This window comes from Allobosea sp., from assembly GCF_017308015.1.
GTDB lineage: Bacteria > Pseudomonadota > Alphaproteobacteria > Rhizobiales > Beijerinckiaceae > Allobosea.
The window spans coordinates 83,628-102,774 of the sequence record NZ_JAFKFW010000019.1 but is presented as its reverse complement, the minus strand read 5'-3'; the positions used below and the strand labels follow the sequence as shown (position 1 = coordinate 102,774).

The window sequence follows — 19,147 nt, the reverse complement described above, 5'->3', positions numbered from 1 at the left end:
GAGCCGGGCCGAGAAATCGCCGGCTGCGGCCGCCGCGACGACCTCCCCGACATCCGACACAACCGCTTCCATCGACTGCGCCCGGGCGAGCCGCGCAGATGCCGCAGCCCGCTCCTGTTCCTGCAGCAGGGTGACCTGCTCGGTGCTCTGGCGCAGCACGGAGACCGCACGCGCCATGGCGCCGATCTCGTCCGGACGAGTGGAGTGAGGGACCTCGACGCTGGTGTCGCCGGCGGTCAGCTTTTCCATGACCCGGCTGAGATCGAGGATCGGGCGGGTGATCGAGCGCTGCGCGAAAACGAGCGCAACGCCGACCGAAACCAGGAGCGTCGTCAGCAGGACGATCGGCAGCAGCCACTGGACCTGCCGGGTGAAGGCGGTCGCCTCGTCGCTGATCGCGTTGCCGGCCTTCTCGACACGTTGGCTGTAATTGATGAGCAGGTCGTTCAGGGCCTTGCGATTGGCGCGGTTGGCCTCGTTGTTGCCCTGCTCGTTCGCCGCTGCGGGCGATACCTCGCGGCCAAGCCGAGCGGTTTCGGTCCGGAACGTGATGAATTCCTCGACTGCCCGGGCAATCTGCTCGGCAGTATTGCGCTCTTCGGCGGGTGCGATCCTCTGCAGAGCGGCGCTGAACTTACGCAGGGTCGGGAAGCGGTCCTCGACACCTTTGACGAAGGGCTCGGCTTCCTTGCTGGTCTTCGCCATGTAGATGCCGCGAGAATCCATCACCACGGCTGTGACCACGCCGTTGATGCGCTGGGTCAGCAGCGCGACATCGGCCTGGATCTCGGAGCGCGTGTTCAGATCGTCGGCCTTGTGCAGACCGTACAGGCTGATGATTGCGGACAGGATCGCTCCGCCGGCCACGATAGCCAGCATGGCGAGAATTTTCAGGCGGATTGATTTCATGAATGTCGCCCCGAGGCGGCTTCCCCCCAATGGAAACCGTTACAGACGCCGACCTTTGGGGATTAATGATAAAAAACTGCTTAAAAGCTTAGGCGGCGAAGCCATTCAGCTCTGCTGCCAAGGCTTCAAGGCAGGCAAAAGACTCTCCCGCGACGCGACTGAACTGATCCTTGGCGGGGCTTCCGGGCTATGACGAATGCTGCCATTCGTCTTCGAGAGGGCGGTTTGATACGAGGGAGGAAGGGCTTCTGCCAGCTCGCCGGGCGAATGGCATGATGGCCTGCCCCTTGATAGAGCGTCCTCGCCTGAACATGTTTGGCATCATCCGCTGCCCCGTCCCGATCTCCGGTTAGCTATCTCATGTCCGAAAACAGCAATGCTCCCGTCATGCACGCCACCACCATCCTGATGGTGCGCAAGGGTGGGCGCGTCGTTATCGGCGGAGACGGTCAGGTCTCGCTGGGCCAGACCATCATGAAGGGCAATGCCCGCAAGGTGCGCCGCCTCGCCAAGGGCGACGTGATCGCGGGCTTCGCCGGCGCCACCGCGGATGCCTTCACGCTGTTCGAGCGACTCGAGAAGAAGCTCGAGCAATATCCGACCCAGTTGCTGCGCGCCTGCGTCGAGCTGGCCAAGGACTGGCGAACCGATCGCTATCTGCGCCGGCTGGAGGCGATGCTGCTCGTCGCCGACAAGGAGGTTTCGCTCCTGATTTCGGGGACCGGCGACGTGCTGGAACCGGAGGCGAGCGAGCACGGTGCGGTGATGGCGATCGGCTCCGGCGGCAATTACGCGCTCTCGGCGGCGCGCGCGCTGATCGATGTCGAGCCCGACGCCGAGGCGATCGTGCGCAAGGCGATGAAGATCGCCGGCGATATCTGCGTCTACACCAATCATTCGCTCGTCATCGAGACGCTCGAAGCGGCCTGAGATTCGCGGCTCGCACCATTTCACCCGGATACAGCACGACCATGACCAGCTTTTCCCCCCGCGAGATCGTCTCGGAGCTCGACCGCTTCATCGTCGGCCAGAAGGACGCCAAGCGCGCCGTCGCCATCGCGCTGCGCAACCGCTGGCGTCGCCAGCAGCTCGAAGGGCCGCTGCGCGAGGAGGTTTCGCCGAAGAACATCCTGATGATCGGGCCGACCGGCTGCGGCAAGACCGAGATCGCCCGTCGCCTCGCCAAGCTGGCGAATGCGCCCTTCCTCAAGGTCGAGGCGACCAAGTTCACCGAGGTCGGCTATGTCGGCCGCGATGTCGAATCGATCGTGCGCGACCTCCTCGAAGTCGCCATCGCGCTGGTGCGCGAGAGCCGGCGCAAGGATGTCCAGGCCAAGGCCCATGTCGCGGCCGAGGAGCGCGTGCTCGACGCGCTCGTCGGCGCGAATTCCAGCCAGGCGACGCGCGATTCCTTTCGCCGCAAGCTGCGCAACAACGAGCTCGACGACAAGGAGATCGAGGTCGAGGTCGCTGCCGGTGCGGGCGCATCCGCGCCGATGTTCGAGGTTCCCGGCATGCCCGGCGCCTCGATCGGCGCGATCAACCTCTCCGACATGCTCGGCAAGGCCTTCGGCCAGAAGGGCAAGCCCAGGCGCGTCCTGGTCAAGGATGCCTACCAGCCGTTGCTGGCCGAGGAGAGCGACAAGCTGATCGACCAGGATGCGATCATCCAGGCCGCGATCCGCGAGGTCGAGGAGAACGGCATCGTCTTCCTCGATGAGATCGACAAGATCTGTGCCCGCGAGGGCAAGGGCGGCGCCGATGTCTCGCGCGAAGGCGTGCAGCGCGACCTGCTGCCGCTGATCGAGGGCACGACCGTCGCGACCAAGCATGGTGCGGTGAAGAGCGACCACATCCTCTTCATCGCGTCGGGAGCCTTCCACGTCTCGCGCCCCTCCGACCTGCTGCCGGAACTGCAGGGCCGCCTGCCGATCCGCGTCGAGCTCAACCCGCTCGATATCGAGGATTTCAAGCGCATCCTGACCGAGACCGAAGCGAGCCTGATCAAGCAGTCGGTGGCCCTGATGGCGACCGAGGAGGTCGCGGTGACCTTCACGCCGGACGCGATCGACGCCATCGCCCGCATCGCCGTCGAGGTGAATTCGACGGTCGAGAATATCGGCGCCCGCCGGCTCCAGACAGTGATCGAGCGCATTCTGGACGAGATTTCGTTCACGGCGCCGGACCGCTCGGGCGAGGCCGTGACGATCGACGCTCCCTATGTCGAAGCGCGCATCGGCGACCTCGCCAGGAACGCCGACCTGAGCCGGTTCATCCTCTGATGGAGAAACCGGCGGCATCGGCCCCGGATTCCTCCCGTCTCGCACGCGATTCGGCCATCGTCGGCGCGGCCACGATCGCCTCGCGCCTGCTCGGCTTCGCTCGCGACGTGCTGATCGCGCGGTTGCTCGGCGGTGGCCCGGTGGCGGATGCTTTCCTGGCGGCCTTGCGCCTGCCCAATCTCGTGCGGCGCGTGCTCGGCGAGGGCGGGCTCAATGCCCCCTTCGTGCCGCTCTATCTCGCCGTCAAGGGCGAGCGCGGTGAGGCCGCGGCGCGCGGCTTTGCCGGAGAGGCGGCCGGGCAGATCGGCCTGCTGCTGCTGGTGCTGGTCGGCCTGGGCGAGCTTCTGGCCCCCTGGCTCGTGCTCGGCCTTGCCGGCGGCTTCGCCGATTCACCCGAAACCCTGGCGATGGCGGCGTCCTACACGCGATTGATGCTGCCTTTCCTGTTTCTGACGACGCTCGCAGCCATGCTGGCGGCGTTGCTCAATGCCGAGAAGCGCTTCACGGTCGCCGCGCTGGCCCCGGCGTTGATGAATGCGATGCTGCTCGTCGTGCTCCTGCTGTTGCACGCAAAGGGCGTACAGCCCCAGACCGGTGCGCGCTGGCTCGCGCTCTGTACGAGCCTGACCGGCCTCGCCCATCTCGTGATGATCCTTTTGGCCCTGCGCGGTCCCGGCCTGCCGCGCCCGAGCCTGCGCTGGTCGCCGGACCTGACCCGGCTTGTCCGCACGGGTGGAGCGACCCTGCTCGCCGCTTCCGCCGCCCAGCTTGTCCTGCTGGTCGCGACGCAGATCGCCTCGACCGGCCCGGGAGCGGTCGCGGCGCTCTATTATGCCGACCGCGTCTTCCAGCTCCCACTCGGCTTCGTCGGTGTCGCGATGGGCACCGTCGTGCTCTCCGACATGGCGCTGGCGGCGAACCGTGAGGGCCCCGACGCCATGCTCGGTCAGGCGCTGGCGCTGGGTCTTGCGCTCGCCTTGCCGGCGGCGACCGCGCTCGTTGCGCTCGCCGAGCCGATTGTCTCGGCGCTCTTCGAATATGGCCGCTTCGATGCCGCCGATCGCGCTCGGACGGCCACGGCGCTCGCCGCCTTCGGCTACGGCCTGCCCTTCGCCATCGCCGCCAAGGTCTTCGGCCAGGTTTATTTCGCCCGCCGGGCGCCGCGCCTGCCGCTTGTCTCGGGCGGCCTCGCGGTGCTGGTTGCTGCCTTTATCGGCTTCTGTCTGGCGGATGAAGGCAACGCGGCCGGGATGGCGGCGTTGGCTGCGACCTTTGCTTTCGTGGCGCAGGCCTGCCTGCTCGGCGGGATGCTCCTGCGCGATGGCATCTGGCGCCCCAGCGTCAGCAGCTTGCGGCCGATCGCCGCCAGTCTCGCAGCCAGCGCGATCATGCTCGCCGTGCTGGCGCTGCTGCTCGGGCTGCTGAACGGGCCGTTGGCCTTCGATCAGCCGGCTCTGCATCGGATCGGGGCGCTTGGTCTGCTCTGCCTCGCGGGGCTCGCGAGCTATGGCGCAGCGGGCTGGGTGTTCGGGGCCTTCGGCGCTCTCCCCTTGCGCAAGCGGCGGGGTTGAGCCAGAAGCGCCGCTTCCCTTCTCCATCGTGACGACGGAGCACCCCATGTCGGGTTTTCATCAGCGCGTATTCTCAGGCATGCAGCCGACCTCGACGCTGCATCTCGGCAATTATCTCGGCGCGCTGACCAATTGGGTGGCGATGCAGAGGACGCATGATTGCGTGTTCTGCGTCGTCGACATGCATGCGATCACGATGTGGCAGGATCCGGCCGATCTGAAACGCGCTATCCGCGAGGTTACCGCCGCCTATATCGCGGCCGGCATCGATCCGCAGAAGAGCATCATCTTCAACCAGAGCCAGGTTTCGGGCCATGCCGAGCTCGCCTGGATCTGCAACTGCATCGCGCGGCTGGGCTGGATGAACCGGATGACCCAGTTCAAGGAAAAGGCCGGCAAGGACCGCGAGAACGCCTCGCTCGGCCTCTATGCCTATCCGAGCCTGATGGCGGCAGACATCCTGCTCTACAAGGCGACGCATGTCCCGGTCGGCGAGGATCAGAAGCAGCATCTGGAACTGACCCGCGACATCGCGCAGAAGTTCAACAACGACTTCGGTCCGCAGATCGCCGAACTTGGCCTCGGCACGGGCGAACTGGGCTTCTTTCCGCAGCCCGAGCCGATGATCATGGGGCCGGCCCAGCGCGTGATGAGCCTGCGCGACGGTACCAAGAAGATGTCGAAATCGGACGCCTCCGACTATTCGCGCATCAACCTGACCGACGATGCCGAGGCGATCGCCCAGAAGATCCGCAAGGCCAAGACCGATCCCGAGCCGCTGCCCTCCGAGGAGAAGGGCCTGGAGGGCCGACCGGAGGCCGAAAATCTCGTCGGCATCTATGCGGGCCTGTCGGCTTCGTCGAAGGATGCGGTGCTCAAGCAGTTCGGCGGCGGTCAGTTCTCCGGCTTCAAGGCGGCGCTGGTCGATCTCGCGGTCGAGAAGCTCGCGCCCATCGCCGGCGAGATGCGCCGTCTGCTGGCCGAGCCCAGGCACATCGACGACATCCTCGGCGCAGGCGCGGACCGGGCCGATGCGATCGCGGCGCCGATCATGCGCGAGGTCAAGGACATCGTCGGCTTCGTCCGGAGCCGGTGACGCAGGGTGCACTTGCGCCGGGGTGCCGGCGCAGGCCACCATGCCCTTCCCTGAAGCGGCGGCAGGACAGTTCATGGTCAAGAGACGGCGGTCCTACGAGACGGGCCATCGCCCGAAATTCCTCGCCGTGGTCGATGGCAGCGAGGAGTGCTCCAAGGCGATTCGCTTTGCAGCGCGCCGCTGCGCGCGCGTCGGCGCGGCGATCGTCCTGCTCGGCGTCGCGACCCCGCCCGAGCACGAGACCTGGCTCGGCGTCGGCGAAGTCATGCAGGCCGAAGCCGAGGCAGAGGCCGAGAAGCGTCTCGAAGGTGCGGCTGCGGCTGTGCGTGCGCTGGCCGGCCTCGAGCCCGAAAAGGTCGTGCGCGTCGGCAACAAGGCCGATGAGCTCGTCAGGCTGATCGAGGAGGACGAGGATATCTCGCTGCTCGTCCTGGCGGCGGGCACCAGCCGCGAGGGACCGGGCCCTCTGGTCTCGGCGCTGGCCGGCAAGTCATCGGCGAGCTTCCCGATTCCCGTCGCCATCGTGCCCGGCCATCTGGAGGACGAGGAGATCGACGCCCTCGCCTGAGGATGTCGCCTGCGATTCCATGCCGCTGGAATGATTCCAGCCGGCGGCCTATATCGGAGCCAGGAACGGCGACCTTGAATCGCCTGTACCGGAGGCAAGTCCATGTTCATCCAGACCGAAGCCACGCCGAATCCGGCGACCCTGAAGTTTCTTCCCGGCCGCGCCGTCATGCCCGACGGTACGCTCGACCTGCGCGACGTCACGGACGCCGAGCGCTCGCCGCTGGCGCAGCGCCTGTTCGGCGTTTCCGGCGTTTCCGGCGTCTTTCTCGGCTCCGATTTCATCACCGTCACCAAGTCGGACAGCGAATGGCCGCATCTGAAGCCCGCGATCCTCGGCGCCATCATGGAGCATTTCATGTCGGGCGCTCCGGTCCTGGCAGCCGGCTCGGCCGCCGATGTGATCGAAGAGGGCGAGTTCTTCGATCCCGCTGATGCGCAGACCGTCGAGACGATCAAGGACCTGCTCGAAACCCGTATCCGTCCGGCTGTTGCCGGCGATGGCGGCGACATCACCTTCCGCGGCTATCGCGACGGCACGGTCTATCTGGCGATGAAGGGCTCCTGTTCGGGCTGCCCCTCCTCGACCGCGACGCTGAAGCACGGCATCCAGAATCTGCTGCGCCACTTCCTGCCGGATGTGCGGGAAGTCGAAGCCATCTGAGCGGAACGGAATTGTTGGTGACGATGAGCCGGGCCTTTCGCGGAATGACATCCTGATGCGCATTCTCGCGATCGATACCGCGCTCGGCGCCTGCTCGGCCTGCGTGCTGGATACGGCCGATATGGCGAAGCCCATCGCGATCGAGCAGATCGCGATGGACCGCGGCCATGCCGAGGCATTGATGCCGCTCGTCGAGCGCGTCATGAAGAATGTCGAGGGTGGCTTCGGCTCGCTTTCGCGCGTCGCAGTGACGGTCGGTCCCGGCAGCTATACGGGTCTTCGCGTCGGCGTCAGCGCGGCCCGCGCCATCGCCTTCGCCACGGGCATCCCGGCGGTCGGCGTAACCACGGTCGCAGCCTGTGCCGCGCCCTTGATCGGGCGTGAATCGGGCCGGGTGATCGCCGCCGCGCTCGATGCCAGGCATGGCCAGGTCTGGTTCCAGGCCCTCACCGCCGAAGGCAAGCCGCTGGTCTCGCTCCGGCAGGTCAGCTATCGCGACGCGGCCCGCGCCATCGGCGCGGGTCCCGTCAGCCTCGTCGGCTCTTCGGCTCTGGCCGTCGCCAACGAAGCCTGGGCGATCGGCCTCGATGCGCTGGTGATCGACGATGCCAAGGCGCCGGATATCGCCTGGGTCGCCCGGCTCGGTTTCATCGCCGATCCGGAAACAGCGCCCCCTCGGCCGCTCTACCTGAAGGCGCCCGAAACGACGCCGCAGGACAAAGCCCGCCTGCCGCGCCGGTGAGCCCATCCCCCAAATGGTGGTTGCCCCTGGGTCAGCCTGTGCGAACAGGCGGTATGGCTTGGCTTCGCAGACTGCTTCACCCTGATTCGGTCCCGCTGCGGACGAGGCGGCTCGATGCCGGGCATGCCCTTGATGTCGCGACCCTGCATCATCACGGTGGTTTCGCCCGCGGTTGGGAGCCGGCCGAATGCGCGGCACTGATCGCCGATTCGGCGGTGGCGGCGGATGGCGTCTTCAGCGGCGGCGGTCATCGTCCCGAGGGTTTTGTCATCTCCCGGAAGGCTGCCGACGAAGCGGAGATCCTGAGCATCGTGGTCGCGCCGGTGCGCCGGCGCGACGGTTTCGGCCGCGCGTTGCTGGCGGCGCATCTCGCCCGGCTGGCCGAGGAAGGCACTACCCAGGTCTTCCTCGAGGTCGAAGAAGGCAATCTACCGGCGGAGCGGCTCTATCGTCATTTCGGCTTCCGCGAGGTTGGCCGGCGCAAGGGCTATTACCCGAAGCCGGACGGCACCCGTGCCACCGCGATCGCGATGCGGCTCGATCTTGCGTGACAAGCCGATGCAATCGCGCCATTGACGGCACTCCGACCTCCGATGAGACCGCCCTTGCGCCGATGACCGGACCCGCCTCAGCATGAACGGCCTGCGCTTCGGTGCGCTCGCACGCCTGGCGATGCTGTGCACGGGCACGCTCGGGCTCGTCCTTGCCCAGCTCGTTTTCATGCGGGTCATGCCGTCGCGGCGCGGGGCCTTGCCGTTGCGTTTCCATCGCCTGACATGCCGTTGCCTTGGCGTGCGCACGCGGGTGCGGGGCAATCCGCCGCCGGCCGGAACCGGGGCGCTGATCGTCGCCAATCATGTCTCCTGGCTGGATATCGGCGTCATCGGTGCCGAGCGTGAGCTCGCCTTCGTCGCCAAGAGCGAGGTCGGCGAATGGCCGGTGGTCGGTTTCCTCGCCAATCTCCAGCGCACGCTCTACATCGACCGGCAGCGCCGCAGCGCGACGGCAGGCGTCGCGGCAACCATGGGCGCGCGCATCGCCAATGGCGAGGAGGTCGTGCTTTTCGCCGAGGGGACCACCGGCGACGGAACGCGCATCCTGCCCTTCCGCTCCTCGTTGCTCGGCGCGGCGCATCAGGCCATGGGCGATGCCGCGGCGGACGTAACGGTCTACCCGCTGACCATCACCTATACCGGCTCGCAGGGCTTGCCGGGCGGGCGCGACGGGCGGGCCGGGCTCGCCTGGTATGGCGATACCGAACTCTGGCCTCACCTGAAGCATGTGCTGGAACGCGGCACCGTCGATGTCGAACTGGTCTGGGGCGAGCCGATCGTCATGGGCCGGGCGACTTCGCGCAAGCAGGCGACGCGGCTGGCGGAGGCGTCGGTCCGCAAGGCCCGGCGGCAGGCCGTCACCGGCCGCCCCGAGGAATGACGCCGGCTGCTCCGCGGCCAGCCGTCGCTCGCTTTGCATCCCGCAGCCGTTTCCAAGGCGCCCGATCCGCAGTAAAGGATGCGTTTTGGAGACCCGATCTGCCGCGATGAAGAAAGTCCATATCAAGTCCTTCGGCTGCCAGATGAACGTCTATGACGGGCAGCGCATGGCCGACATCCTGAGCCATCAGGGCTATGAGGAAGCGGCGACGCCCGATGGCGCGGACCTGATTCTGCTCAATACCTGCCATATCCGCGACCGGGCGGTGCAGAAGGTCTATACCGAGCTCGGCAAGCTCCGTGACCTCAAGAACGCCCAGGGCGCGCAAGGCCAGGAGACGAGGATCGTCGTTGCCGGCTGCGTCGCGCAGGCCGAGGGCAGCGAGATCCAGCGACGTCAGCCCGCCGTCGATCTCGTGGTCGGTCCGCAGGCCTATCATCGCCTGCCCGAGCTTCTGGCCGAGGCCCACAAGCGCCGCGTCGTCGATACCGACCTGCCGGTCGAGGACAAGTTCGGCTTCCTTCCGGCGCCGAAGCGGCAGGCTATTCTGGCGCGCGGCGTCTCGGCCTTCGTCACGGTTCAGGAAGGTTGCGACAAGTTCTGCGCCTTCTGCGTCGTGCCCTATACGCGCGGCGCCGAGTTCTCCCGGCCGGTCGCGCAGATCATGGCCGAGGTCGAGCGCCTCGCCGACGCCGGCGTGCGCGACGTCACCCTGATCGGCCAGAACGTCAACGCCTATCATGGCGAGGGCCCGGACGGTGCCGTCTGGAGCCTGGCGCGCCTGATGCACCGCGTCGCGGAGGTGCCGGGCATCGCCCGCATCCGCTATACCACCAGCCACCCACGCGACATGGGCGACGATCTCATCGCGGCCCATCGCGACCTGCCGCAGGTCATGCCCTTCCTGCATCTGCCGGTGCAGGCGGGTTCGGACCGCATCCTCGCCGCGATGAACCGGAAGCATACCGGCGACGAGTACCGCCGCCTGATCGAACGCATCCGCGAGGCAAGGCCCGATATCGCGCTCTCCTCGGATTTCATCGTCGGCTTCCCGGGCGAGACTGACGCCGATTTCGAGGACACGATCCGCCTCGTCGACGAGATCGGCTTCGCTTCCAGCTATTCCTTCAACTATTCGCCGCGCCCCGGCACTCCGGCGGCCGATCTCGACGCGCAGATTCCACGCGAGCTGATGAACGAGCGGCTCTACCGTTTGCAGGAGCGCATCGAGCATCACCGGCAGGCCTTCAACCGCGCCATGATCGGGCGCACGGTGGATGTCCTCTTGGAAAGGGTGGGACGCTATCCGGGACAGCTTGCGGGCAAGTCACCCTATCTGCAGGCTGTGCAGATCGAGAGCGACGCGAATCAAATCGGCGATATCGTGCGGGTGGTGATCGAGAAGACGAGCACGAATTCGCTTTTCGGCCGGCTGACGGAAGCCGGGGATAGCGACGGAAAGGGCCTGGCCGCTTGAACGCGCCCGGTCACATTGCCGCTTGCGAGGGACGGGTGGTGGCCTGTCATCAGGCTGAAATCGTTGCGTCCGGTTATGCTGCGAGACGACCCGGCCGGGCACTCCTGCCCGTCTGGAACAGGTGCCGGCGACAGGCCATCCGCCACTCCGGCCCGAAGCGAGGCGACGCATTTGGCACAAGCTGATTCGACGCAAAGACCCGACCGGAACCCGCGGCGCGATCTCGCGCCCACCCGCCCCGAGGGCGGCGTGCGCGAAAGCGCGGGCCGTGAGGGGCTTGCGGCGACCGAGGTCGTGCTCTCCTTCGACGACAACCGCCTCGCAAACCTCGTCTTCGGCCAGTACGATCAGAATCTCGCCCATCTCGAGCGCCGGCTCGGCGTCGTGGTCAGCCCCAACGGCAATCACGTCACCGTGAAGGGCGCTCGTGAGACGGCCGAGCAGGCCGGGCGTGTGCTGAAGACGCTCTATGCCCGGGCCAAGGCCGGCGCGCCGGTCACGCTCGGCGAGGTCGACGGCGCGATCGAGGAAAGCAACGTCCAGCGCTCGCTGTTTCCGACGGCGGATGCCGCCAAGGCTTCGTTCGATGCGGTCGTGACGCGCAAGCGTGGGCCGGTCCGCGCACGCAACGCCGCGCAGGACGCCTATCTGCGCCAGCTCAAGCGTCACGAGCTCGTTCTCGCCGAGGGCCCGGCCGGCACCGGCAAGACCTGGCTCGCGGTCGGCCATGCGGTGTCGCTGATCGAGCAGGGTGTGGTCGAGCGCATGATCCTGTCGCGCCCGGCGGTGGAAGCCGGCGAGCGGCTCGGCTTCCTGCCGGGCGACATGCGCGAGAAGGTCGATCCCTATCTGCGCCCGATCTACGACGCGTTGAACGATTTCATGGAGGCGCGCCATGTCGAGCGCGGCCTGCAGACCGGCATGATCGAGATTGCGCCGCTCGCTTTCATGCGCGGCCGCACCCTGACCAATGCCGTGGTGCTCCTCGACGAGGCCCAGAACGCCACCTCCATGCAGATGAAGATGTTCCTGACCCGCCTGGGTGAAGGCTCGCGCATGATCATCACCGGCGATCCCTCGCAGATCGACCTGCCTCCGGGCCAGCGTTCCGGCCTGGTCGAGGCGGTGAAGCTCCTCAAGGATGTCGAGGGTGTCGGCTATGCCCGCTTCGAGGAAGGAGACGTCGTCAGGCATGAACTGGTGCGACGCATCGTCATGGCCTATGAGAGCGCGGCGCGTCATGAGCGCGCGGAACGGGAGGAGCGCTTGCGCAATCCCGAAACGCCCCCGGATCTCCACCGGGAAGGCGACAGCGAAGGGCTGAAGCGGATGTTGGCGCGGGAGCGGCCGCGATGAACGATCGACCTCGCGGGCGGCGCTCGGCGCCGCCACCCGAGAAGACGTCTCCTGAGATCCATCTCGACGTCAGGGCGCAGTCGCGTCGCTGGCACGAGTTCGGCAAGCTGCCGGGCCTGCGTGCGCTGCTGAACGAGGCGCTGGAGGCCGGAATCGCGGTATCCCCGCGCAAGCCCATGCCCGGGGCCGAGCTCAGCCTGCTGCTGACCGACGATAGGCGCATCCGCATCGTCAACCGCGACTGGCGCGGCTTCGACAAGGCGACGAACGTGCTCTCCTTTCCGGCCGCGCCGGCGGAGCGCATCACCCAAAGCCCGCTGCTCGGCGACATCGTCATCGCCTATGAGACGGTGCTGCGCGAGGCGGAAGCCGAATCCAAAAGCGTGGCGGACCATCTGCGCCATCTCGCCATCCACGGCCTGCTCCATCTCCTCGGTGAGGATCACGAGACCGAGGCCGAAGCGCGCCGCATGGAAGCGCTCGAAGTCGCAGCCCTCGCTCGTCTCGGCGTGGCCGACCCCTATGCCGGTGCCGAGCTTGTCACGGCGCCCAGCCCCTCTTCCGTATAAGTCCCCGCGATCATGAGCGACGACAGTCGACAATCCCAGAACGAAACCGCCGGCCGTGGCCTCGGCCATTGGCTCGGCCAATTCCTCGAACGCCTCGGTCTGCGTGCCGGCGGCACCGCCCGCGAGGAGATCGTCGAGGCCCTGGCCGAGGAGAATGGCGAGCTCGCCGATCTCTCCACCCAGGAGCGCGCGATGCTCAGCAATGTGCTGAGCTTGCGCGAGCGCCGCGTCGGCGACGTGATGATCCCGCGCGCCGATATCGTCGCTGTCCCGGCCGAGGCGACGCTGGATGAATTGCTCGCGCATTTCCGAACGGCCGGCCATTCGCGCCTGCCGGTTTTCGACGACACGCTCGATGACCCCCGCGGCATGGTCCATATCCGCGACTTCCTCGAATACATTGCCGAGAAGGCCCGGCCGGGGGAGAACCAGCCGCCGGAAGAGAACGGCAAGCTCGCCATCCCGCATACGCTCTCGTCCGTGGACCTCTCGACGCCGCTCACCGAGACGAAGCTGTTGCGTCCCGTCCTCTATGTTCCACCCTCGATGCCGGCGGTCGACCTGCTCGTGCGCATGCAGTCGACCCGCACCCATATCGCGCTCGTCATCGACGAGTATGGCGGGACCGATGGCCTCGTCTCGATCGAGGATCTGATCGAGATCGTCGTCGGCGATATCGAGGACGAGCATGATCTCGAGGAGACGCCGATCGTTCCGGCCGGCGAGAACCGCTTCACCGCGGATGCACGCGCGACGCTGGCCGAACTCAAGGACGCGACCGGAGTCGATCTCTCCGGCAACGAGGTCGCCGACGACATCGATACGCTGGGTGGGCTGATCGTCACGCTCGCCGGGCGCGTCCCGGCTCTGGGAGAGACGGTGAAGGGCCCGGATGGGCTCAGCTTCGAGATACTTGATTCCGATCAGCGGCGCGTGAAGCGCCTGACCATCCATTGCCGCGGCGAACCCGCGGCCGAAGAAGCGGCGATGGAACCGGGCTGATGGGGCTGGCGGGGGCAGCCGAGGCCGTCATTCTGGGCTGGGGCTGGCGGAAGCGCCTGATTGCGCTCGCTGCCGGCGCAAGCGGCGCGCTTGCCTTGCCGCCGCTCGATCTCTGGCCTGTTATCGTCGTGCCGATGACCGTCGCCGTTTGGCTGATCGACGGCGCCGTGGGCATCACTGCCTGGCGCCGCTTCAGGGCCGCCTTCGCCGTCGGCTGGTGGTGGGGTTTCGGTTTCTTCCTCGCCGGCTTGTGGTGGCTCGGCGCCGCCTTTCTCGTCGAGGCCGACAAATTTGCCTGGGCGATGCCGCTCGGCGTCGTCGCCTTGCCGGCCTTCCTCGCGGTCTTCCCGGCCTGCGCTTTCGGTCTGGCGCGTCTGGCGTGGCCCGAGGGAGCCGGGCGCATCCTCATGCTCGCCGCGATGCTGGCGCTCAGCGAGTGGCTGCGCGGCCATGTCCTGACCGGCTTTCCCTGGAACCTCTACGGCATGATGCTGGCGGGCGAGATTCACCTCGCCCAGGCTGCCTCGCTCGTTGGGCTCTATGGCCTGACCCTGTTCGCGGTAGCGATCGGCGCGGCTCCGGCTGTGCTCGGGACGGCGCGGACACCATCCGGGCGTAATGTGCCGCCACTCCTGGCTCTCGCCGCGCTGGCCGGCCTCCTCGCCTTCGGATTCTGGCGCCTGCCGGCGAATCCTTCCCCGCTCGTGGCCGGGGTGAAGCTCCGGCTGATGCAGCCCAATCTACCGCAGGATGCCAAGTTCAACGGGCGCAACGGTGAGGCCATCCTCAACAATTACCTGGCCTTGAGCGACCGGGCGACCAGCCCGACCACACCCGGCCTCCAGAACGTCACGCATCTCATCTGGCCGGAATCGGCCTTCCCCTTCCTGCTGGGCCGCACGCCCGGTGCCTTGTCCCGCATCGCTGCTGTGCTGCCGCCCGACGTGACTCTGATCACGGGCGCGGCACGTGCAGGCGAAACGTTGCCCGGCGAAAGCCGACCGCCGATCTACAATGCCATCCAGGTGGTCAATGATGAGGGTGTCGTCCTCGCCAGCTACGACAAGGTCCATCTCGTCCCCTTCGGCGAATACCTGCCGCCGTTCCTCGATACCCTGATCCGGGGCGTCGGTCTGTCCCAGTTCGTCTCGATTCCCGGCGGCTTCGCGGCCGGAAGCGCCCGGACGCCGCTCGCGATCAAGGGCCTGCCCGCTGCGGCACCCTTGATCTGCTACGAGGCGGTGTTTCCCGGCGAGGTCGCTGCGCGCGGTCCCCGCGCCGGCTATTTCCTGAATCTGACCAATGACGGCTGGTTCGGCCAGACCAGCGGCCCCTACCAGCATTTCGCGCAGGCGCGCCTGCGCAGCATCGAGGAAGGCCTGCCGCTGGTACGCGTCGCCAATACCGGGATTTCGGCAGTGGTCGATGCTTACGGCCGGACGGTGGCGAGCCTGCCTCTCGGCGTCGAGGGCGTGCTGGACTCGGGCTTGCCGCGCCCTGGCCCCATCACGCTCTATGGAAGGGCGGGAGACTTCGTCTTCGCCGGGCTTCTGCTGCTTTTCCTCGGGTTCTCCCGCTTCCGCGCACGGGAATGATCCCGATTGGAACTTTTTCGCGGCAGAGGGTGGATTAGCCGTGAAGCCTATAATAAAGGGACGGTTACCGCGCCGACCAGGATGGCGGCTCCTGGTCATGACACTGATGCCTGAGCAGGGTGAATCATGATCAAGAAGGTCCCCAATCCGATCGACAAGCATGTCGGCAGCCGCGTCCGCATGCGTCGGATGCTGGCGGGCGTCAGCCAGGAAAAGCTGGGCGAAGCCCTTGGGCTGACCTTCCAGCAGGTGCAGAAATACGAGAAGGGCTCCAACCGCATCAGCGCGAGCCGCCTGCAGCAGATCGCCAAGATGCTGGATGTGCCGGTGGCCTTCTTCTTCGATGGTGCCCCGACCGGCGACATGCCGGAGCCCGGCTTCGCCGATTCCGCGGCGACGACGTATATTTCCGAGTTCCTCACGACCAGCGAAGGCGTGCAGCTCACAAAGGCCTTCACGCGGATCAAGAGCGGCCGGGTGCGCCGGCGGATCATCGATCTCGTCGAGGCCCTGGCGGAGGAAGACGCCGGAACGGCGTGATATCGCGCTCATTTCGTTCGGTGTGACGAACGATCTTCCCGATGAGCGGATATTCCGCTTGACGGCGAACGCGTCCGCTGCAATGACCATGTGTCCATTGGCCGGCGTTCCGCGCCGGCCTTTCCATGTGCCGATTCAGGGAATCCCCGACCGTGTCACGCCAGAATTACCTATTCACCAGCGAGTCCGTCTCGGAGGGGCATCCCGACAAGGTCTGCGACCGCATCTCCGACGAGATCGTCGATCTGTTCTTTAAGGAAGCGGTCAAGGCCGGCTATGAACCCGCCAAGGTTCGGGTCGCCGCCGAAACGCTGGCGACCACCAACCGCGTCGTCATCGCCGGCGAGGTCCGCACCCATCTCGACGAGAAGCAGATCAAGTCGAAGGTGAAGTCGGCGGCCCGCAAGGCGATCCGCAATATCGGCTACGAGCAGGACGGCTTCCACTGGAAGAAGTGCAAGATCGACGTGCTGCTGCATCCGCAGTCGGCCGACATCGCGCAGGGCGTGGACGAGTCCGGCAACAAGGACGTGGGTGCCGGCGACCAGGGCATCATGTTCGGCTATGCCAGCCGCGAGACGCCCGAGCTGCTGCCCGCCCCGATCTATTACGCCCACAAGATCCTCGAAAATCTGACGCTCGCCCGCAAGAAGGGCGAGGGCGACGCCGCCAAGCTCGGCCCCGACGCCAAGAGCCAGGTCACGATCAAATACGAGAACGGCAAGCCGGTCGGCGTGACCCAGATCGTGCTCTCGACCCAGCATCTCGACGAGAGCCTGTCCTCGGCCGACGTCCGCAAGATCGTCGAGCCCTATATCCGTCAGGCGCTGCCGGATGGCTGGATTTCGAAGGACACGGTCTGGCACATCAACCCGACCGGCAAGTTCGTGATCGGCGGCCCGGACGGTGACGCCGGCCTCACCGGCCGCAAGATCATCGTCGACACCTATGGTGGCGCGGCTCCGCATGGCGGCGGCGCCTTCTCGGGCAAGGACCCGACCAAGGTCGACCGTTCCGCAGCCTATGCGGCGCGCTATCTCGCCAAGAACGTCGTCGCGGCCAAGCTCGCCGACCGCGCCACGATCCAGCTTTCCTACGCTATCGGCGTCGCCAAGCCGCTGTCGATCTATGTCGATCTGCACGGCACCGGCAAGGTCGACGAGGCCAAGCTCGAGGACGTTCTCGGCAAGCTGGTCGATCTTTCGCCGAACGGCATCCGTACCCATCTCGGCCTCAACAAGCCGATCTATGCCAAGACCTCGGCTTATGGCCATTTCGGCCGCAAGGCGGGCCGCGACGGCTCCTTCTCCTGGGAGAAGACCGATCTCGTCGACGCGCTGAAAAAGGCCGTCGCCTGATCCTTCACGTATAGCTGAACCATCGAACCGGGGCGCGAGCCCCGGTTTTTGTTTGAGCTGTGGCACCGGAGGACTTGATGTCCGCGTGTCGAGCAGCCAAGGCGGGGCCATGACCGAGCACGACAACGACCGCGCCTTCTACGGCCGCCGCAAGGGCAAGGCCCTGCGCGACGGCCAGAGCCACCTCATGGAACACACGTTGCCGCGTCTGCGCCTGCCGGAAGGCGAGATCGCCGATCTCAGGGCGCTATTCCCGCAGCCGGTCGAGGCGGTCCGGCTGGAGATCGGCTTCGGCGGCGGCGAACATCTGCTGATGCGGATGCGCGAGAGTCCGCAGATCGGCTTCATCGGCGTCGAGCCCTTCATCAACGGCATGGCCAAGTTCCTGGCGGTCGCCGAGCGCGAGGGGCTGACCAATATCCGGGTTTGGGACGACGATGCCGCGCTCCTGCTGCCGCGCTTGCCCGCAGGCAGCCTCGACGCGATCGACCTGCTCTATCCGGATCCCTGGCCGAAGCGCCGCCAGCGCAAGCGCCGCTTCGTCTCGGAGCATACGCTTGGCCTGTTCGCCCGCGCGCTGAGGCCGGGCGGCCGTTTCCGCTTCGCCAGCGACATCGACGATTATATCGGCTGGACGCTGTCGCGTCTGATGGCCTCGCCCGATTTCGACTGGACCGACGAACGGCCGGGCGACTGGCGCACGCCCTATCCCGGCTGGATACGCACCCGCTACGAGGCGAAGGCGGTCCGCGAGGGCCGCATCTCCAGCTACCTTACGGCTTTGCGTCGCGCATCCTGAGGAAGCCGAGCACGCGCTGGGCGGTGCCCTGCGCGAGGTTGCGGAAGCTTTCGCGGGCGCGGTCGACAGCGGCCTGCGACTTGCCGAAATCCTTGCGCAGCGAGATCAGCGCCGCCGTGGTCTCCCACGACCAGCCGAGCGCACGTGCTACCAGCAGCACAGCCTCGCGGTCGCTGCCGAGGATGATCTGCTCGCTCGCCGGCAGGCCGAGCTGCGCCAGCACCGCGACGCCGCAGATCGCATGCTCGGTCGCGCCGTCGCGAGCATAAGTACGAACCTTGGCCTCGTCGAGCAGGCCGGCTTCGTTGAGCTCGCGGATTTCGACCAGCGCGGCGCTGATCGCGCCAAGCTCGCCCGGCATCTGGCCGCTGGCGGCGATGGCGTCCGCCCCGCGCTCGACCGCGCTGTCGACATCGCCGGCAAGCGTCGGTTCGAGGTTTTCACTCAGCCGGCGTCGGGCCGAATTCTTGGCCGCGGTCATGAGCTGGGCGACGAGTTCGGCCGGAATATCGCGCCTTAAGCCCAGCGTGGCCTGCAGTGCATCGTCCTGCGCCGCTCGCATCACCAGCACGCCCATGCCGTGGCGCGAGAAGCGTGCGGTCTGGTTCGCGGCGACCGCATGGGTCACGACGCGCCCGCCGCGCAGGATCAGGAAATCGGTGACGGGTTCGCCGAGCTCGGGCCGCTCGGTGATGGCGAGCATATGGTCGCGTCCCTTGGCGGCGGAGACCGCGACCAGATCCTGGTCGTTCAGCCGCGGCGATTGCACCAGCACGGCGCGTGCCACGGCGATCTCGTCGAGCGCGAGCTGACGGACGACGCCGCTGGGCGCGTTCGGAACCGGTGCGATCCGTTCGGAAAGCTCGACCCGGGCGCGCAGCTCGATGGCGCGCGAGAGCCTCCCGATCACCACGTCGAAAACCCCGATCTGCTCCTCGTCCATGTGAATGGCTGTCGCCAGGAACAGGTCCGTCAGCCGCGAGAGGATGTCGGCGCGCTCGTCGCTCGAGCCGCGCAGCATCGTGGATTCGAGATCTCGCAGGAGCGAGCCGACCGCACTCATACCAAGTCCTCAACCGGTATCCTGTTGCTTAATCTGTCACGCAAAGGATGACCATCGGGTTAGCGCCGCCGCAACCGAGCTTGCATATCGGGGCGATGCGGACTAAATAGCGGGCAACAGCTC

Annotated in this window: 19 protein-coding genes; 17 read left to right on the top strand and 2 right to left on the bottom strand. The window is 66.8% G+C overall.

Annotation, left to right across the window (positions count from 1 at the left end; genetic code table 11):
- The coding region (locus J0I42_RS16420) for a HAMP domain-containing protein (protein WP_291656296.1) at window positions 1-909 on the bottom strand (909 nt) is incomplete at its 3' end.
- 360 nt (window positions 910-1,269) lie between these two features.
- Between J0I42_RS16420 and hslV the strand changes: the two genes are divergently transcribed.
- The 17 genes from hslV to trmB all read left to right on the top strand — a co-directional run bounded on the left by hslV (window position 1,270) and on the right by trmB (window position 17,961).
- Complete coding sequence (hslV, locus tag J0I42_RS16415; RefSeq protein ID WP_291656294.1) at window positions 1,270-1,839, top strand: ATP-dependent protease subunit HslV; 570 nt, start codon at window positions 1,270-1,272, stop codon at window positions 1,837-1,839.
- A gap of 41 nt (window positions 1,840-1,880) precedes the next feature.
- Entirely contained in the window at window positions 1,881-3,191 is a 1,311-nt protein-coding gene (gene hslU / locus J0I42_RS16410) for an ATP-dependent protease ATPase subunit HslU (protein WP_291656293.1), read from the top strand.
- On the top strand, window positions 3,191-4,762 hold the full coding sequence (gene murJ / locus J0I42_RS16405; RefSeq protein WP_291656291.1) for a murein biosynthesis integral membrane protein MurJ: 1,572 nt from the start codon (window positions 3,191-3,193) through the stop codon (window positions 4,760-4,762). The genes hslU and murJ overlap by 1 nt, the downstream gene beginning before the upstream one ends.
- Before the next feature lie 46 nt (window positions 4,763-4,808).
- A complete protein-coding gene (gene trpS, locus J0I42_RS16400) occupies window positions 4,809-5,858 on the top strand; it encodes a tryptophan--tRNA ligase (RefSeq protein ID WP_291656289.1) in 1,050 nt (349 codons plus the stop codon).
- A 73-nt stretch (window positions 5,859-5,931) separates the two neighbouring features.
- A complete protein-coding gene (locus J0I42_RS16395; protein ID WP_291656287.1) occupies window positions 5,932-6,426 on the top strand; it encodes a universal stress protein in 495 nt (164 codons plus the stop codon).
- A gap of 102 nt (window positions 6,427-6,528) precedes the next feature.
- Window positions 6,529-7,089: a NifU family protein gene (locus J0I42_RS16390; RefSeq protein WP_291656286.1), complete on the top strand. Its 561-nt coding sequence runs from the start codon at window positions 6,529-6,531 to the stop codon at window positions 7,087-7,089.
- A gap of 55 nt (window positions 7,090-7,144) precedes the next feature.
- A complete protein-coding gene (tsaB, locus tag J0I42_RS16385; protein WP_291656285.1) occupies window positions 7,145-7,831 on the top strand; it encodes a tRNA (adenosine(37)-N6)-threonylcarbamoyltransferase complex dimerization subunit type 1 TsaB in 687 nt (228 codons plus the stop codon).
- Between the two features lie 53 nt (window positions 7,832-7,884).
- Window positions 7,885-8,382 (top strand): GNAT family N-acetyltransferase, encoded by a 498-nt coding sequence (locus tag J0I42_RS16380; protein ID WP_291656284.1) that lies wholly within the window; start codon window positions 7,885-7,887, stop codon window positions 8,380-8,382.
- Window positions 8,383-8,464: 82 nt separating this feature from the next.
- Window positions 8,465-9,265, top strand: a complete 801-nt coding sequence (locus tag J0I42_RS16375; protein ID WP_291656282.1) for a lysophospholipid acyltransferase family protein — start codon at window positions 8,465-8,467, stop codon at window positions 9,263-9,265.
- Between the two features lie 106 nt (window positions 9,266-9,371).
- Window positions 9,372-10,742 carry a tRNA (N6-isopentenyl adenosine(37)-C2)-methylthiotransferase MiaB gene (miaB, locus tag J0I42_RS16370; protein WP_291656280.1) on the top strand — a complete coding sequence of 457 codons (1,371 nt, stop codon included), beginning with the start codon at window positions 9,372-9,374 and terminating at the stop codon, window positions 10,740-10,742.
- A gap of 249 nt (window positions 10,743-10,991) precedes the next feature.
- The gene (locus J0I42_RS16365) at window positions 10,992-12,098 is read left to right on the top strand and encodes a PhoH family protein (protein ID WP_291656305.1); all 1,107 of its coding nucleotides are present in this window, start codon (window positions 10,992-10,994) and stop codon (window positions 12,096-12,098) included.
- Window positions 12,095-12,667 (top strand): rRNA maturation RNase YbeY, encoded by a 573-nt coding sequence (gene ybeY, locus J0I42_RS16360; protein WP_291656278.1) that lies wholly within the window; start codon window positions 12,095-12,097, stop codon window positions 12,665-12,667. Before J0I42_RS16365 ends, ybeY begins: the two co-directional genes overlap by 4 nt.
- Window positions 12,668-12,679: 12 nt before the next feature.
- Window positions 12,680-13,669 (top strand): hemolysin family protein, encoded by a 990-nt coding sequence (locus tag J0I42_RS16355; protein WP_291656276.1) that lies wholly within the window; start codon window positions 12,680-12,682, stop codon window positions 13,667-13,669.
- The gene (gene lnt, locus J0I42_RS16350; RefSeq protein ID WP_291656274.1) at window positions 13,669-15,264 is read left to right on the top strand and encodes an apolipoprotein N-acyltransferase; all 1,596 of its coding nucleotides are present in this window, start codon (window positions 13,669-13,671) and stop codon (window positions 15,262-15,264) included. The genes J0I42_RS16355 and lnt overlap by 1 nt, the downstream gene beginning before the upstream one ends.
- Before the next feature lie 126 nt (window positions 15,265-15,390).
- On the top strand, window positions 15,391-15,804 hold the full coding sequence (locus tag J0I42_RS16345; RefSeq protein ID WP_291656272.1) for a helix-turn-helix domain-containing protein: 414 nt from the start codon (window positions 15,391-15,393) through the stop codon (window positions 15,802-15,804).
- A 152-nt stretch (window positions 15,805-15,956) separates the two neighbouring features.
- Window positions 15,957-17,162: a methionine adenosyltransferase gene (metK, locus tag J0I42_RS16340; RefSeq protein WP_291656270.1), complete on the top strand. Its 1,206-nt coding sequence runs from the start codon at window positions 15,957-15,959 to the stop codon at window positions 17,160-17,162.
- Window positions 17,163-17,271: 109 nt separating this feature from the next.
- Window positions 17,272-17,961, top strand: a complete 690-nt coding sequence (gene trmB / locus J0I42_RS16335; RefSeq protein ID WP_291656268.1) for a tRNA (guanine(46)-N(7))-methyltransferase TrmB — start codon at window positions 17,272-17,274, stop codon at window positions 17,959-17,961.
- On the opposite strand, the gene J0I42_RS16330 is transcribed toward trmB, so the two are convergent.
- Complete coding sequence (locus J0I42_RS16330; RefSeq protein ID WP_291656267.1) at window positions 17,936-19,024, bottom strand: DUF2336 domain-containing protein; 1,089 nt, start codon at window positions 19,022-19,024, stop codon at window positions 17,936-17,938. The genes trmB and J0I42_RS16330 overlap by 26 nt on opposite strands.
- Between the last annotated feature and the right edge of the window lie 123 nt (window positions 19,025-19,147).

Bases quoted from the DNA above. Each gene is read 5' to 3' on its own strand.
- hslV (WP_291656294.1), top strand. From the start codon at position 1,270: ATGTCCGAAAACAGCAATGCTCCCGTCATGCACGCCACCACCATCCTG.
- hslU (WP_291656293.1), top strand. From the start codon at position 1,881: ATGACCAGCTTTTCCCCCCGCGAGATCGTCTCGGAGCTCGACCGCTTC.
- murJ (WP_291656291.1), top strand. From the start codon at position 3,191: ATGGAGAAACCGGCGGCATCGGCCCCGGATTCCTCCCGTCTCGCACGC.
- trpS (WP_291656289.1), top strand. From the start codon at position 4,809: ATGTCGGGTTTTCATCAGCGCGTATTCTCAGGCATGCAGCCGACCTCG.
- J0I42_RS16395 (WP_291656287.1), top strand. From the start codon at position 5,932: ATGGTCAAGAGACGGCGGTCCTACGAGACGGGCCATCGCCCGAAATTC.
- J0I42_RS16390 (WP_291656286.1), top strand. From the start codon at position 6,529: ATGTTCATCCAGACCGAAGCCACGCCGAATCCGGCGACCCTGAAGTTT.
- tsaB (WP_291656285.1), top strand. From the start codon at position 7,145: ATGCGCATTCTCGCGATCGATACCGCGCTCGGCGCCTGCTCGGCCTGC.
- J0I42_RS16380 (WP_291656284.1), top strand. From the start codon at position 7,885: ATGGCTTGGCTTCGCAGACTGCTTCACCCTGATTCGGTCCCGCTGCGG.
- J0I42_RS16375 (WP_291656282.1), top strand. From the start codon at position 8,465: ATGAACGGCCTGCGCTTCGGTGCGCTCGCACGCCTGGCGATGCTGTGC.
- miaB (WP_291656280.1), top strand. From the start codon at position 9,372: ATGAAGAAAGTCCATATCAAGTCCTTCGGCTGCCAGATGAACGTCTAT.
- ybeY (WP_291656278.1), top strand. From the start codon at position 12,095: ATGAACGATCGACCTCGCGGGCGGCGCTCGGCGCCGCCACCCGAGAAG.
- J0I42_RS16355 (WP_291656276.1), top strand. From the start codon at position 12,680: ATGAGCGACGACAGTCGACAATCCCAGAACGAAACCGCCGGCCGTGGC.
- lnt (WP_291656274.1), top strand. From the start codon at position 13,669: ATGGGGCTGGCGGGGGCAGCCGAGGCCGTCATTCTGGGCTGGGGCTGG.
- J0I42_RS16345 (WP_291656272.1), top strand. From the start codon at position 15,391: ATGATCAAGAAGGTCCCCAATCCGATCGACAAGCATGTCGGCAGCCGC.
- trmB (WP_291656268.1), top strand. From the start codon at position 17,272: ATGACCGAGCACGACAACGACCGCGCCTTCTACGGCCGCCGCAAGGGC.
- J0I42_RS16330 (WP_291656267.1), bottom strand. From the start codon at position 19,024: ATGAGTGCGGTCGGCTCGCTCCTGCGAGATCTCGAATCCACGATGCTG.